This is a genomic window from Allobosea sp. P4_C6 (assembly GCF_056402015.1).
This window is the reverse complement of sequence record NZ_JBFUIF010000005.1, coordinates 133518-148079: the sequence shown is the minus strand read 5'-3', so window position 1 is coordinate 148079 and position 14562 is coordinate 133518. Positions and strand designations below refer to the sequence as shown.

General features: G+C 65.9%; 10 protein-coding genes. 8 read left to right on the top strand and 2 right to left on the bottom strand.

Features of this window, described 5'->3' with window-relative positions; genetic code table 11:
* The first annotated feature begins 14 nt into the window (after window positions 1-14).
* From AC1DVA_RS05470 to AC1DVA_RS05455, 4 genes are all read left to right on the top strand, one after another.
* A complete protein-coding gene (locus tag AC1DVA_RS05470) occupies window positions 15-1361 on the top strand; it encodes an FAD-dependent oxidoreductase (RefSeq protein ID WP_476805257.1) in 1347 nt (448 codons plus the stop codon).
* 124 nt (window positions 1362-1485) lie between these two features.
* Window positions 1486-2547, top strand: a complete 1062-nt coding sequence (locus tag AC1DVA_RS05465) for a glycosyltransferase family 4 protein (RefSeq protein ID WP_476805256.1) — start codon at window positions 1486-1488, stop codon at window positions 2545-2547.
* The gene (locus AC1DVA_RS05460; RefSeq protein ID WP_476805255.1) at window positions 2540-3496 is read left to right on the top strand and encodes a LamG domain-containing protein; all 957 of its coding nucleotides are present in this window, start codon (window positions 2540-2542) and stop codon (window positions 3494-3496) included. Before AC1DVA_RS05465 ends, AC1DVA_RS05460 begins: the two co-directional genes overlap by 8 nt.
* An 89-nt stretch (window positions 3497-3585) precedes the next feature.
* A complete protein-coding gene (locus AC1DVA_RS05455) occupies window positions 3586-5640 on the top strand; it encodes a hypothetical protein (RefSeq protein ID WP_476805254.1) in 2055 nt (684 codons plus the stop codon).
* Window positions 5641-5766: 126 nt separating this feature from the next.
* On the opposite strand, the gene AC1DVA_RS05450 is transcribed toward AC1DVA_RS05455, so the two are convergent.
* Both AC1DVA_RS05450 and AC1DVA_RS05445 read right to left on the bottom strand, forming a co-directional pair.
* Window positions 5767-6906, bottom strand: a complete 1140-nt coding sequence (locus AC1DVA_RS05450; protein WP_476805253.1) for an SIP domain-containing protein — start codon at window positions 6904-6906, stop codon at window positions 5767-5769.
* Window positions 6903-10163 (bottom strand): TonB-dependent siderophore receptor, encoded by a 3261-nt coding sequence (locus tag AC1DVA_RS05445; protein ID WP_476805252.1) that lies wholly within the window; start codon window positions 10161-10163, stop codon window positions 6903-6905. The genes AC1DVA_RS05450 and AC1DVA_RS05445 overlap by 4 nt, the downstream gene beginning before the upstream one ends.
* Before the next feature lie 158 nt (window positions 10164-10321).
* On the opposite strand from AC1DVA_RS05445, the gene AC1DVA_RS05440 reads away from it, so the two are divergent.
* The 4 genes from AC1DVA_RS05440 (at window position 10322) to AC1DVA_RS05425 (ending at window position 14531) form a co-directional block, all read left to right on the top strand.
* Entirely contained in the window at window positions 10322-11008 is a 687-nt protein-coding gene (locus AC1DVA_RS05440) for a TetR/AcrR family transcriptional regulator (protein WP_476805251.1), read from the top strand.
* Window positions 11009-11196: 188 nt separating this feature from the next.
* A complete protein-coding gene (locus AC1DVA_RS05435; protein WP_265051490.1) occupies window positions 11197-12717 on the top strand; it encodes an ABC transporter substrate-binding protein in 1521 nt (506 codons plus the stop codon).
* The gene (locus tag AC1DVA_RS05430) at window positions 12714-13631 is read left to right on the top strand and encodes an ABC transporter permease (RefSeq protein WP_476805250.1); all 918 of its coding nucleotides are present in this window, start codon (window positions 12714-12716) and stop codon (window positions 13629-13631) included. The genes AC1DVA_RS05435 and AC1DVA_RS05430 overlap by 4 nt, the downstream gene beginning before the upstream one ends.
* 18 nt (window positions 13632-13649) lie before the next feature.
* On the top strand, window positions 13650-14531 hold the full coding sequence (locus AC1DVA_RS05425; RefSeq protein ID WP_476805249.1) for an ABC transporter permease: 882 nt from the start codon (window positions 13650-13652) through the stop codon (window positions 14529-14531).
* Window positions 14532-14562: the final 31 nt, after the last annotated feature.

Here is a 14562-nt window from a genome sequence, read left to right as displayed (position 1 = left end):
AGAAGGGACGAGCCATGGATGACGCGGTTGCCCGCGACATGGAAGACGTCGAAGGCTTGGTCGAGCACTATGACGCCGTCGTGCTCGGCGCCGGCATATCCGGGCTCGTCTCCGCCTCGGTCCTCGGCGCGCAGGGATGCGGGCGTCTCCTCCTCGTCGACGAATACGCCCGTGTCGGCGGGAACCATATCGACTGGTCGAGTGGCGGCTACACCTTCGACATCGGCAGCCTCATCTTCCAGGACGATTCGCCGCTGCTCGCTCATTTTCCGGAGCTGCTGCCGCGCTATGTGCCGATCGACCCGAGCTGGGCGCGGCTGAACCCGCAGAGGAAGGTGACCGCCTATCCGATCTCGCCGAGGGACGATGTTCTGGCCGCCGGCCTCTGGGTCCTCATCTGCATCGCGGCCTCCGTCATCTATGCCCGGCTGTTCCAGCGGCAGATGCGCAACGCACGGGATTTCGCGCGCTACTGGATCGGCGGGTATCTGCTGCACCGGACCGGGCTCGAATCCTACATGAAGCGCTTTTACGGCGTGCCGGCGGAGCAGATCGATATCGAGCTCGCCCGCAAGCGGATGCTCTGGATCAGCGAAAACGCCTCGCTGCGCGCCTTTGCCGCCCGCTTGCGGAAGCCGAAGGGCGGCGCGCCGACGAACCGGCAGCTCGCTCGCCCGAAAGAAGGCTTCTCGACGCTCTACGCCGCGGCGGTCGACCGCCTCAGTGCGAGTGGCGTCACATTCCGCCTGTCGACCCGACTCGAGGGGATCGAGCGTTCGGGACAGGGGTTCCGCGTCAGGTTCGCGGACGGCACGATCAGCGCGAGACGCGTCATCTCGACAATTCCGCTGGACCGTGCGGCGGCGCTGTGCGGAATCAATTTCGGCGAGGCGGAACTCGAGACGATCACGCTGGTGAGCCTCTATTTCAGCTTCTCCGGCGAAAGGGGCTTCCGGGAGTCCATCCTCTACAATTTCTCCCATGAAGGCGCCTGGAAGCGCCTGACCGTCTACTCGGATTTCTACGGGCCGGCTAATGGCCGCGAGTATTTCGCGGTCGAGGTCATCGCCGACCATATCGGGCATTCGGCCGCCCAAGCCGAGGCGGATTTCCGCGCGCATGTCCGCTTGAACGGGCTGTTCGACGGCGACCTCAAGCTGGAGGGCAGCCAGATGCTCGCCAATGCCTATCCGATCTATCGCAACGGAGCGGCGGCGAGGGCCGCGGCGCTGGTGGATTCGCTGCGCCAGTTCGGCGTGGAATCCTTCGGGCGGCAGGGAGCGTTCAACTATCAGCCGACCGCCCGGGTCTCGACGCACGAAGCCGAGGCGGCGCTCGGCGCGAGTCGGTCCGCGCTGTGAGTCTCAAACGCAGCCAGACGAGGCTCCCACCCCGGGCAGGCTGCCGTTTCCGGGCGGCAGCCGCTCGGTCCGGTCGGGACAGCAAGCGAAGATTAGCTACGCCGGCCTCCACGGGAAACGGATCATGCGCATCCTCCATCTGCTGAACCATACCCGGCGCCTCAACGGGCATGTTCATGCCGCGGTCGATCTGGCCTGTGCGCAACGACAGCTCGGCCATTCGGTCGCGGTGGCGAGCGGCGGCGGCGATTTCGACGACCTCCTCGCCAGGAACGGCATCGAGAGCTTTCATATCGATCACCGTCGCCGGGCCTCCGATCTCATGAGGGCGTTCCTGGCGTTGCGGCGGAAGATAAGGCTGTGGCGTGCCGATATCGTCCACGCTCACATGATGACCAGCGCCGTGCTGGCCTGGCCAGCCTGCAAGCTGGCGCGCATCCCGCTTGTCACGACTGTCCATAACGAGTTCGAGAAAAGCGCGACCCTGATGGGGCTGGGCACGCGCGTGATCGCGGTCAGCGAAGCCGTCGGCCTGTCGATGAAGAAGAGAGGTGTTCCCGCCTCCCGCCTGAGCGTGGTTCTCAACGGTACGATCGGCTCGGCCCGGTTCGAGGGGCGAGATCATTCGCCGCGGGATCTCGGCTCGCCCAGCATCCTGTCCGTCGGCGGGCAGCATCCGCGCAAGGGGCTGCCCGATCTGTTCGCGGCCTTCGACCGGCTTCACGCCGACCATCCCACCGCGCGCCTCTGGATCGTCGGGGAGGGGCCGTATCTGGAGTCCTATCGCGAGATGGTCGGACAGATGCGCTGCGCGCCGGCCGTGACCTTCGTCGGTGCGCAGCAGGATCCCTATCCCTGGATGCTGGGGGCCGATATCTTCGTGCTGCCGTCGCATGCGGACCCTGCGCCGCTGGTTCTCTCGGAGGCGAGAGAGGCCGGCTGCGCCGTTGTGGCGACGGCCGTCGACGGGGTTCCGCAGCTTCTGGAGAATGGCGAGGCCGGAATTCTTGTTCCGGCTAAGGACCCTATGAAGCTTGCCGACGCGCTCGGCCGGATCGTCGGGAATCCGGAGATCCTGTCCGAATGGAGGGCGCGCAGCCAGAGAAACCTGACGCATCTGACGATAGACCGCGTCGCTCGCGAGACCATGAGCGTCTACGAAGCGGCGGGAGCGGCGCATGCATGAGCGACGCTCTTCATCCCGGAACCTCGCGCTGCCGCGGCGCGGCCTGCTGAAGGGGATGGCGGCCCTTGCGGCTGCTCCGCTTGCCGTGGCGGGGCCTGCGAGTGGCGCGGCTGCCGTTCCCGCAGACCCGCTGGCCGGCAGGGCGCTCTCGTTCAGCGACGACTTTGCCGTTCTCGATACGAAGCTCTGGCAGGCCGGCCCGAAGGCGACGACCTTCGACACCGGCTTCTACGGGCGCTCGGCTTTCGCGCGGATCGACGGCGAGGAAGGGTTCAACCCCTACGCCATCATCGACGATCCCCTCACGGAGAACGGCAAGGCTCTCCAGATTTCCGCCAAATATATCGGTCGCACGATGAGGGTGCCGGCCTATTACGGAAACGTCCTGCCCGAATATCAGTGGATCTCCGGCAACCTGCAGACGGCGCGCCCCGACGGCACGATCGTCGCCGGCTGGCGGAACGGCTATTTCGAGGCCAGGATTCGCTTTCCCAAGCATCCCCTGAGCTTCCCGGCGTTCTGGCTCATGAACGGCCGCAGCATCCTGCTGCCGAAGACGAGCATCGAGATCGATGTCGTCGAGCACAAGGGCTGGGAGCTCGACCTCTACGGCACCTATCTCCACGAATGGGGGCAGCCCGGCGAACATCACGAGGGCGTCGGCGTGCCCACGGGGACCGACATCACCGCAGGATATTTTCGCTATGGCGTGCTCGTCGAAGGCGCGCGCTGTGTCCCGTATTTCGAGCGACAACCAGTGAGGGATCCAAAATCGGGCCTCCCCATCGATTGGACGATCGGCCGGGCGCGGCAGCTGGACGACCAAGGGGATGTGTTCTGGCCCTTGCTGACCCTCGCCTTGCGCTCGGACGTGCCCTTTCCCGATCCGCTGAGGGAGGAGGATCGCGAGACCAGCATGCGGGTCGATTACTTCCGCGTCTATGCGTGAGGCCGGTTCAGGCCTGGCAAAGCGCGCTGCGTCGCATGTTCGATGCCTTTGAACGGAGCAGTTGTTGCGGTCCGTCGCAGGAGGTTGAGATGAACGACCTATCCCCGCCGAACGCCGCGCGGACCGGGCTGGCCTTCAGTTTCGACGTGTTCGACACATCCCTCTGCCGCCTCCTCCATCTGCCCGAACACCTGCACCTCGTCGTCGGGCGAAAGCTGCGCCGGCTTGGCCTATCGAAGCTCGGCGACACCGAGTGGCTTTACGCCCGGGCACAGGCCGAGTTCGATCAAAGGCTCACGGTTCCTCACCGCGAGGTCACGCTCGACGATATCTACGGCCGCCTGGCCGGCTTTCTCGGCCTGTCGCCGGAGGTCGCGCGTGTCGCGCGCGGAATGGAATTCGAGGAGGAGCTGCGTCTCATCCGCCCGATCGCGTCGACGCGGAGCAGGGTGGCGGCGCTGGCACGGAGCGGGCAGCCGCTGCTCTTCCTGTCGGATACCTATTTCACGGCGGATGAGGTCGGCCAGCTTCTCGCCAAGGCCGGCTATGCCCCTCCGATGGCGATCATCTCGTCGTGCGAGGAGCTCAGGAGCAAGATCGATGGCAGCATTTTCGGCCATGTTGCGGGCCGGAAAAACCTCTCCGGCCTGCGCTTCCGGCATCTGGGCGACAATGCGCTGAGCGATGTCCAGAACGCCCGGGCGAATGGCTGGGAAGCCACGCTGTTCAGCGACTCCCATTGGACGACCCGCGAGCGGGTGCTGTTCGCATCCGGAGCCGGCGATGTCCTGGCCTCCACCATAGCGGGGTCGGCGCGGGCTGCTCGTCTCGGACAGGAGGCGCCGGTCGATAAAGGCATTCTAACGGCCGCAGCCAGCGTCGTCGGCCCGCTCTTCGCCGCTTATGTCCTGTGGATCTTGCTCGACGTGCTGAAGCGGGGCGGGCGCGCCATTCATTTCCTCGCGCGCGACGGGCAGGTCCTGGCTGCTATCTGCGAGCGCTTCGTCCGCTGGCTCGGCGTCGACGTGGCCGTGCATTACACCTACGCGTCGCGGCAGGCCTTCCTGCTGCCGGCGCTGCCCGACGACGATGACGAAGAGATGGTCGATCAGGCGCTGGCGCTGGCCTACTACGACCGCATCTCGCTCGCCGAAGCTTTGCTCTCCCTGAGCTATCCTCGCGGCGATATCGATCTGATCGCCCAGGCCTCGAGCCTCGATCCGGGTACGCCGCGCACTGAACTGAGCGAGAACGACAGGGACCGGCTGAAAGAGGTGCTGCTGCGGCCGCTGTGGCTGGCTCCCCTGCGCGAGCGGGTCCGGCAGGCGCGGGCGGCGACCACGGCCTATCTTGAAACCAAGGATTTCTTTGCCGCAGACGACGCCTATATCGTCGATCTGGGTTGGCGTGGCACGACGCAGAGGCGGCTTCAGCGGGTCGTCGGCGATCGTGTCAGTCTCGTTGGCTATTACATGGGGCTCAGCACCACGGTGCTCGGGCCGGAGGCGCGGACGTGCATATGGATGCCGAGCGCGCCGTGGAAGACCGCGCTGCTCGAGGTGATGGCCGCGGCGGATCATACGAGCGTGAAGGGCTTCGGATTGTCCGAGGGTGGGGAGCCGGTCTGCGTTCCACTGCTGCAGGACGATACGGTTCTGGTCGCATGGGGCGCGCGCCAGCAGCAGGAGATCGCGCTTCGGTTCGTCGATTACCTGACGGATGCGGTCGAGCGCGACCAGTACGAGCCCGCGGAGCTTTACGAAGCCCTCGAAAGCGCCGCTCTGGCGGCATATCGGCACTTCATGCTGTCGCCGAGCTGGGCGGAGGCTGAGGCCTATGGCGCGATCCTGCATCAGGAGGATGTCAATCACCTCAAATCGCGGGAGCTCGCTCAACGGCTGAAGAGCCTGGACGTCGTCCGTCATCTGGTGAACCGCGGCGCGAAAGGGGCGGTGACGAGTTGGTACACCGGTTCCCTGGCGCGATCGCGGGACCAGCTCATACCCGCGCTGATTTCCCGCGGCATCGACAAGGCGATCGAGCTGGAAGCGCGCCTCCGGACCAAGCGCCGGAACGGGGCAGCGCGCCGGCGGGCGAAGGACGTTCTTGAGGCAAGCGCCGGACGCCGAAAGAGCTCGACGTGATCATTCTTCGCCGCCGCTTAACTGGGCGGCCAGGAAGGCCGCTGGCTAGAGATGCGTCTCGGTCACGCCCTGCAATCGCTGCGGCTGGTTGCAGCATGAGCGCGTGTGGCAGCACCCTTTTTCTGATTATGGAAGATAGGCTTCGCTGCCCACTGCGATAATGTCTTCCTCGCTCATGCTGCGATGCCAGTGCGAGTAGAGGACGCGCCGGTCGGCCGGCAGCCCGACTTCCTCCCTGAGATGGCGGTGGATGGCGCGAAAGGCCTGGAACTCGCAACCGCCCCAGAAGAATGCCGATGCCAGATCATCAGGCCATGCGGATGCGCGTACGGCGTCCACAAGCACGGTCGACAGTCCCGGCGCGGCCCCCGCGCGATGCAGCCAGCGCAACGCGATGCCGGGCGGATGCCGCAGCTGTTGCTCGTCTCCGTCGCCGCCGACCTCTACCAGGGCGATGCCGCGGGCCTGCGCGGGGAGATCAGCCAGAATCCGGGCGATGCCCGGCAGGCCGGTCTCGTCCCCCGCCAGCATATACCATTCGGCAGGCTTGGGCCCTTTGGCCGCCGGGCCGAGGATGCCGGCCATGCTGCCGGGGCGGGCTTCGATCGCCCATCGCGTTGCCGGGCCGGGCGTCGGGTGGAGGGAGAAGTCGATCGTGATCGTCCCCGCCGCCGCGTCGATCTCGCGGATCGTATAGACGCGGGACGGCAACGGCCCCGATTCCGGCCAGATGATCTTCCCGTCATTGCCGAGCATCGGCCATTGGGGATCGTCGATCCCCTCGGGCTGGAACAGCAGGCGGCAATGGATCTGGTCGGGGCGGTCGAAGCGGACGAGGTTCTCGCCCGAGAAGACGATGCGCCGCAGGCGAGGAGACATATCCTCGATATGCCGAACCCGCAGGATGCGCAGGTCATCGGGGAGCGAAGGGCCCGTCGTGTCGCCCYGCCAGTCGATGACGAGTTGCTCCGACCGCGCAATGAATTCGATCGGGCCGGCCAGCGCATGTTTCAGGCGGTTGAGATGCGCCGGCTCGTCGGTGCCGACCGTGAGGGTCAGCGTGCCCCGGCCCGCAGCGACCGTGGCGACACCCAATGGCGAGGAAACGGTGTATCCGCCACTGTCGGGCATGATCTCCATGTCATGCGTCGCGATCGAGTCCAGGATGTCGGGCAGGAAGGCGGATACACGCGGGAACGCGATCACGGCCTTGGCGGCGAATCGTGGGGTTGCCGGGCTGGATGTCGGCTTTACGGCGGCGGTCACGGATCGGCTCCGTCGAGGTTTGCCCATAACGGGCCGGCGAGGGGTTGCGAAAGGAAGCGGCGATTGATCTCGGCCAGCGTCGCCGCCGGGTCGAGATCGCCGCACAATTCCGGATGGAGCCATTTGGCGGCGAGCTCGACGAAGACGATGTTGAGCACCGGAACCGTGATCAGGCCGGTCCAGATACCGTGGACGCGACGGTCGCGAATGGCGGGCAGGGACGCGAACCCGGTCCGCTCGGTCAGCCGCTGCAGGCCGCGGCGCCCGGCTTGCGCGTCGAGCCCCGGCCCGATGGCCGGGCGCGTCGCGGACGCATAGCCTCCGCCGGTCGCGATATAGGCCTGCGGTTGCTGCGCTAGAAGTTGCTCCGTCGACAGCTTCGCCGTCCACGGTGCATCGAGCCCGTCGAGCGAGCGGCCACCGGCGTCGATGAGCAGCTCTCCCCAGATCCGGGTTCCCGCAGCCCAGCAGCACTCGTCGTAGAGCGACATGATTTCGAGATAGGTTTTGACCGGCTTGGCGCCGGACAGGCGCCGGGAGACGGCCTCGAACCGTTGATCGACGAAGGCGATAATCTCTTCGGAGCGGGCGGGCTCCCCGAGGATGGCGCCCCACATGCGCAGCTGGGCCGCAAGCCCCTGTCGCGGCGAGCGCCGGCTCTCGGACGGGGAGTTGCTGGCGGAGTCGCTGAACACCAGCGGAATGCCGAACTGTGCCAACCGTTCGACCGCCGCCTGCGGATCGCCGCCCGGCGCCATGAAGGCGGTGGCGATGACGAGATCGGGCGCGAGCGAAAGGATGCCTTCCAGCGTAAGCGTGTCGGCCGGCTGCTTGCCGACGAGCACGATCGGATGGCCGGCCGAGCGCTCGAAACGGTCCCGCAGCAGGTCGCTGTCGAAGCGCTCTGCGGCCGCCCAGCCGACGACGAGTTCCGCGGGCCGGGGGTGGAACAGTGCCATCGTCAGGAGGTCGCGCCCTTCGAGGAGCACGATCCGGCGCGGTGGCCGTGGCAGGGTGACGGTCCTGCCGAGCATGTCGACGACGGAAAGGCTGTCGTCGCGCGAGAGTGATGGCTGCGCGATCAACGCGGCCATCGTCCCCAGGGCGGTTCGGCGTGTCGGCAGGTGCATCGGCAGCTTCACCACCGGTAGCGCAGGCCGGCCAGAACCTCTCGGCCGGCGCCGAACTGGCAGGAAAATTTTGGAGCTGCAGCTCGTGTAGTAGTCCTTGTCGAACAGGTTGGAGACGTTGAGCGTGGCTTCCGCCCCCTTCAGCGAGGCGTGCAGCTTCGCGAGGTCATAGCGGATGGCGGCATCGACGACGGCGTAGCTGGGCGTGCGAATGGTGTTGGCGTCGTCGGCGAAGCTCGCGCCCACGACGCGTACGCCGCCGCCGATCGAAAGCCCCGCCAGCGGCCCTGTCGCGAAGCGATAGTTGGCCCAGAGCGAGCCGAACTGGGTCGGTACGGCCTGGGGTCGCTTGCCGATCGTGGTCGCGACGGTGGAGCGGGTGACCTCGGTATCGAGCACGGTTACCGCCGCGATGATGTCGAGGCCCTCCAGAACCTCGCCGCGAGCCTCGAATTCGAGGCCGCGCGAGCGGATCTCTCCCTGCTGCACGTTGAAGCCAAGCATCGCTCCCGGGGTCAGCACGTTCTGCTGCCTGATGTCGAAAGCGGAGAAGGTCAGAAGCGCGTTCATGAAGCCGGGCTGATACTTCAGGCCGGCCTCGTATTGCTCACCGGTCTTCGGCCGAAATGGAACGCCCACGGCATCGACTCCGATGGTCGGTTCGAAGGAGGTGGAGTAGCTGACATAGGGCGCAAGGCCGTTGTCGAAGAGATAGAGCAGGCCCGCCCGATAGCTGGTCTTCTCGCTGGACTGGCTCTGCTTCGTTCCGGTCAGGCGGTTAAGCGTCGACTGCTCGGTCCAGGCGTGCCGAAGACCCAGAGTCGCGCGGAATCCGCCGAGCTTGATCTGGTCCTGCAGGTAGACGCCGGCCTGGGTCAGATCCTGCTTGCTGTCGATGATGGTCGCGAGAGGCCCGGCCGGCTGATAATAGCTCGGCGAGACGACGTTCAGCGTCGTTGCCGGCCCGAACCTGTACTGCCAGTTGCTGCCGCCGTTCTGATAGTCGACGCCGGTCAGAATCGTATGCTCGGCATTGAGGGTCCGCAGATTGAACCGCAGGTGGTTGTCGGTCGACAGCCGGCGCGCATCCTCGATCGAGTTGAGCGCGATGCGCGGGATCGTGCCCGCCGCGCTGATCGGGCCGGCCATCTGCAGCGAGCGGAAATTGGTGTCGACCTCGCCATAGCGCAGGCTCGAATGCAGGCTCACCGTGTCGTTGAAGCGATGCTCGAGGCTGTAGCCGACGCCGTATTTCTCGCGCTTGAAGCTGTCGAAGCCGGGATCGCCGATATTGAGGTCCCGGTTGAGGAAGGCCCGGTAGTTGGGCGCCAGGAAACGCGGGTATAGCGAGTTGAAATAGCCGCCCTTCGGATCGCGCTGGTAGAAGCCCGAGAGGGTCAGGCGCGTATCGCTCGTGGGCTGCCAGGTCAGCGCCGGCGCGATGCCGAACCGCTGCTCCTCGACGTCGTCGTAGCGCGTGTCGGCAAGGCGGCCGATGGCGCTGAGGCTGTACGAGAACTTGTCCTCGCGGTCGATCGGCCCCTGGCTGGTGAAGCCGCTCTGGACCCGGCCATGGCTGCCGGCCTCGACGCGCAATTCGTTATAGGGCGTGGTGCTCGGCATCCGGCTGATCTGGTTCACGAGCCCGCCCGGGCTGATCTGGCCGTAGAGCAGCGCGGACGGACCCTTGATCACCTCGATGCGGTCGAGCAGGAACGGATCGATCGAGGTCACCGCGAAGGCCTGTCCGCGCGGCAGCCTGAGCCCGTCCAGGAAGCTGACGAAGTCCGTCGCGGTGCCGAAGCCGCCGAAGCCGCGCAGGAAGACGCTGTCGTAGCGCGAGGTCGCGTCACGCTCGGAGAGCACGCCAGCGGTATAGCGCAGGGCGTTTCCCACCGTCTGCGGGTTCTGGTCGTCGAGCTGCCGGCGCGTCACCGTCGAGATCGCCTGCGGGGTTTCCAGGACGGGCGTCGCGGTCTTGGTCGCCGTGGCGGTCGTGCGGCGGGCGTATTCGTCGCGGCTGTCCGGGCGCTCCCCCGTCACGACGAGCGTGTCGAGCTGGAAGGGTTGCGCGTCGGCACGCGTTTGCGCCCCCGCGATCCCCGATCCGGCGAAGAGTGCCAGCACGCATACCGATGTGGAAAGATGTGAAACCCGTGACGTCATAGCGGTAGCCCCAGCAAGCGCGATCGCTCTCGCCTAAACAAAACGGGACTTGCCTGTCCAGTTTATTTCCCTTCATTTTCAAGCTTCTAAACTGTGTAGCCATGAGCTAAGGAAGCATCATGTCCGCCGCTCCTCCCTCTTCCTCACCGCCCAAAGCCTCGCCTGCGAAGGGTTCCCGGCGCCTGGGAAAGGGCGGCAGGCCATCCAAGGCGCGCGAAGGCCAGATTTCCGATGCGATCCTCGATCTCGCCTCGGAGATGTTCGCCAGCCAGGGCTATGCCGCCACTTCTGTGGAGCGGCTTGCCGTGACCTGCCGGGTCGGCAAGGACACGATCTATCGCCGCTTTCCCTCCAAGCGGGCGTTGTTCGATGCCGTGATCGAGCGATTGCGGTCCCGGGTTCTCCAGCGCCTGGAGGCGGTCGCCAGCGAGGCGGGAACCGGCATCGAGCGCCTGCGGCGGACCGCACGCTGGTTCCTCACCGTCAATGTCGAAGCCGAATTGACGGCATTCAAGCGCATCGCCTTCAGCGAGGCCCTTCTGCTCGACGGCGCTCTAGCTGCAAAGACGCCCGACCCGATCGTCGAGCGCCTGACCGAGATCGTGCGCGACGCACAGGGCGAGGGCGCGATCGCGGAAGGCGAGGCCGAATTCATCGCGGACCAGCTCATTCATGCCGTCGCGACCGGCCCCTCGATCGACGCCATGCTCGGCGGCACGGCCTATGCGACGGCGGAGGCGCAGGACGCGTTCTTCGAGAAGGCCTGGGCTCTGTTCCTGAAGGGCGCGGCCGACGGATCGCGTTGAGATCTGCGCGGTGTAGGCGCTTGGCCGCGCGCTCGCATGAGAGCCGCGCCGACGATGGAAATTGCTGCGACGTCCGGGAACGGGAGAGGATCTCTATCGATATCGCCGTGGATTTGAAGGCCTTTTCCGGATGGCCCGCGTTATTTTGGCGCCAATCTCGAAGTCTCGAAGACAAGGGCGTCGCTTTCATGAGTTTGTCTGCTTTGATCCGCTGGCCGGTTCTGGCCATGTCGGCAGCGTTGATCCTTGCAAGCCCTGGAAGCTCTGCCGCAGCCGAAACGCTGACGATCGCGCAGGGCAACGACATCCTCTCGCTCGATCCGGCCAATCACGGCAACAACAGCACCGAGTCGGCGCTGGTGAACATCTACGATTATCTGGTCGACAAGGATTTCAGCCAAGGCCGGTTGCGCTTCGCACCGCGCCTCGCGCTGACATGGCAGAGCGACGACAACATCCACTGGACGTTCAAGCTGCGCGACGACGTCTACTGGCATAACGGCGACAAGTTCACCGCCCAGGACGTCAAGTTCACGATCGAGCGCTCGCAGCAAGACAAGAAGCTGGTCAACTCGAGCAAGTTCCGCCGGATCAAATCGGTCGAGGCGCCCGACGATCTCACGGTGAAGATCGAAACCGATGGTCCCGACACGCTGCTTCTGCACGCCTTCGTGGGCAACGGCGCCGGCATCTTGCCCAAGGCGGCGTTCGAGAAGGCCGGCAAGGACGAGTTCTTCAAGCAGCCGGTCGGCACCGGCCCCTATGTCTTCAAGCAGTGGATCAAGTCCGATCGCGTCGTTCTGGTGAAGAACGCGCGCTGGTGGGGCGGCACCCCGAAATGGGACAGCGTCGTCATCCGCTCGATCCCGGAGACGACGACGCGCGTGGCCGAGCTCCTGACCGGCGGCGTCGACATCGCCGTGAACATTCCGCCGGAGGATATCGCCCGGCTGGATGACAACAAGGGCACGCGGGCGCTGACTTTCGATATCGCCCGCAACCTCGCCCTGCATGTCCGGACGGGCAAGGACCGCGTCACGGGCGATCCGCGCATCCGTGAGGCGATCGATCTTGCGATCGATCGCAACGCGATCGTGCAGCAGGTTCTGGAAGGACATGGCACGCCGACCCGCGGCTTCTTCCCGCCGGCGATCCCGGGCTTCGCGCCGGATCTCAGCCGCAACATCCGCTTCGATCCGGAGCGGGCCAAGGCGCTGCTGCGCGAGGCCGGCTATGGCGGCCGCAAGCAGCCGGCGATCAGGATCAGCACGCCGAGCGGCCGCTACGTGAAGGATCGCGAAATCGTCGAGGCAGTGGCCGGTTATCTCGAGGATGTCGGCTTCAAGGTTCAGGTCGAGGTGCTGGACTGGACCGTCTACAACAACAAGGTGGTCGGCGACGGCTTCGGGGAGCTCTATCTCTGGGGAATGGGCTCCTACACCGACGCCTCCACCCTCTTCGTCGACAATTTCAAGCGCCATTACGACTGGGCGGACGAAACCTTCGACGGGCTCGCGACTGCCGTGCGCACCGCCAGGACCGAAGAGGAGCGCATCGCGATCTCGCAGAAGGGCCAGCAGATCGTGGCCGACGAACGTGTCCGCATCGGCCTGCTCTTTCCGCAGTCGATCTATGGCGTCAGCGACCGCGTCAAATACAACGGGCGCTTCGACGAGATGATCGCGGCCGAGGACGTCTCGCGCCCATGAGCGGCCGTTCTCCCCTGCGGGCGCTGCTGCAATTCGTCCCGGTGCTCTACATCGTCTCGCTGATCGTGTTCGTCCTCGTCTATCTGACGGGCGACCCTTCGGCCTTGCTGATCCCGGAGGATGCGAGCGAAGCGGACCGTCTCGCGCTCGTCGCGGCCTGGGGGCTCGATCAGCCCTGGTACGCCCAGTATCTGCGCTACATGGCCAACATCCTGACCGGGGATTTCGGCGTCTCCTATCGCTATGGCACCGATGCCCTGCCGGTCGTGCTCGAACGCATTCCCGCGACGTTGACATTGACCGCGGGCGGCCTCGTCGTCGCGATCATCATTGCCGTGCCGACCGGGATCTTCGCTGCGGTCAACCGCAACAGCATGCCGGATTTCGCGATCTCGGCGGTTACCGTGCTGGGCAAGGCGATGCCGAACTTCTGGGTCGGAATCATGCTGATCCTCGTCTTCGGCGTGTGGCTGCGGCTGGTGCCCGTGTCCGGCAGCGGCGGCTTCTCGCATCTCATCCTGCCGGCGATCACGCTGGGCACCGGCTTTGCGGCGGAGCTGACGAAGCTGATCCGCTCCAGCCTGCTGGAGGTGATGGGCCAGGATTACGTCCGGACCGCGCGGGCCAAGGGCGTGCCGGAGCGGTTCGTCATCCTGCGTCACGGCCTGCGCAACGCGCTGATCCCCGCGCTCACCATGACATCGCTGCACGCCATCGCCCTTCTCGGCGGTGCGGTGGTCACGGAGACCGTGTTTTCCTGGCCGGGGCTCGGCCAGCTCGTCGTGCAGGCCGTCTACACCAAGGACATGGCGGTCATTCAGATCGCGGTCTTCGTCATCACGATCATGGCCTTGACGATCAATCTGGCCACCGACGCCCTTTATCGGCTGATCGACCCTCGCCTGCGGCCCTGATCGGCTCACGTGAAAGCGATGCAGATAACTCTCTCGATCCCCCATGGCCTGCGTGCCCCGCGCGTGCTGCGCTCGCTGTTGTCGAACAAGGCCGGGTTGGCCGGTCTCACCATCGTCGTCCTCATCGCTCTCACGGCGCTGCTGGCGGACCAGCTGGCGCCGCTCGACCCGCTGCGGCGCAACCTGTCGCTGAAACTGCTCCCGCCGGCCTGGCTCGAAGGCGGCAATCCGCGACACCTGCTGGGAACCGACAGCCAGGGGCGCGACCTCCTCAGCCGCATCATCTTCGGCGCCCGCACGTCGCTGACGGTGGGCGTCGCCGCCGTCGCCCTCTCCAGCCTCATCGGCCTTTCGCTCGGCCTGCTGGCGGGCATGGCGGGTGGCAGGGTCGATGCCCTGATCATGCGCGTGATCGACGCGATGCTGGCGATTCCGACGATGCTGTTCATGCTCGTCGTGGCCCTCGTCGCGGGCTCCGGGCTGCTGCCGCTCGTCGTCGTCATCGCCGCGACCAACTGGGTCGGCTGTGCCCGGATCGTCAGGGCCGATGTCTTGGGCGTGAAGGAAATGGACTATGTCGCGGCGGCCCGCGCGATCGGCGCGCGCCCGCTCGGCCTGATCCTGCGGCATGTCCTCCCCAACATCCTGTCGTCCTTCGTGGTCGTCTCGACCATGAATGTCGGCACCGTCATTCTCGCGGAATCGTCCCTCAGCTTCCTCGGCTTCGGGATTCAGCCGCCCGAGATCTCCTGGGGCCAGATGCTGAGCGAGGGCCGGCAATATCTGGCGACGAGCTGGTGGGTTGCGACCTTTCCCGGTATCGCGATCACCTTGACGGTGTTCGGCGTCATCCTGCTCGGCGACTGGCTGCGGGATCATCTCGATCCGCGCCTGGATTGAACGCAGCTTCACTCGATTGACCCTATCTGAG

What these genes read in the sequence shown, in the direction of transcription:
- AC1DVA_RS05455 (WP_476805254.1), top strand. Translation starts at nt 3,586, where the DNA reads ATGAACGACCTATCCCCGCCGAACGCCGCGCGGACCGGGCTGGCCTTC.
- AC1DVA_RS05440 (WP_476805251.1), top strand. Translation starts at nt 10,322, where the DNA reads ATGTCCGCCGCTCCTCCCTCTTCCTCACCGCCCAAAGCCTCGCCTGCG.
- AC1DVA_RS05470 (WP_476805257.1), top strand. Translation starts at nt 15, where the DNA reads ATGGATGACGCGGTTGCCCGCGACATGGAAGACGTCGAAGGCTTGGTC.
- AC1DVA_RS05425 (WP_476805249.1), top strand. Translation starts at nt 13,650, where the DNA reads ATGCAGATAACTCTCTCGATCCCCCATGGCCTGCGTGCCCCGCGCGTG.
- AC1DVA_RS05460 (WP_476805255.1), top strand. Translation starts at nt 2,540, where the DNA reads ATGCATGAGCGACGCTCTTCATCCCGGAACCTCGCGCTGCCGCGGCGC.
- AC1DVA_RS05430 (WP_476805250.1), top strand. Translation starts at nt 12,714, where the DNA reads ATGAGCGGCCGTTCTCCCCTGCGGGCGCTGCTGCAATTCGTCCCGGTG.
- AC1DVA_RS05465 (WP_476805256.1), top strand. Translation starts at nt 1,486, where the DNA reads ATGCGCATCCTCCATCTGCTGAACCATACCCGGCGCCTCAACGGGCAT.
- AC1DVA_RS05435 (WP_265051490.1), top strand. Translation starts at nt 11,197, where the DNA reads ATGAGTTTGTCTGCTTTGATCCGCTGGCCGGTTCTGGCCATGTCGGCA.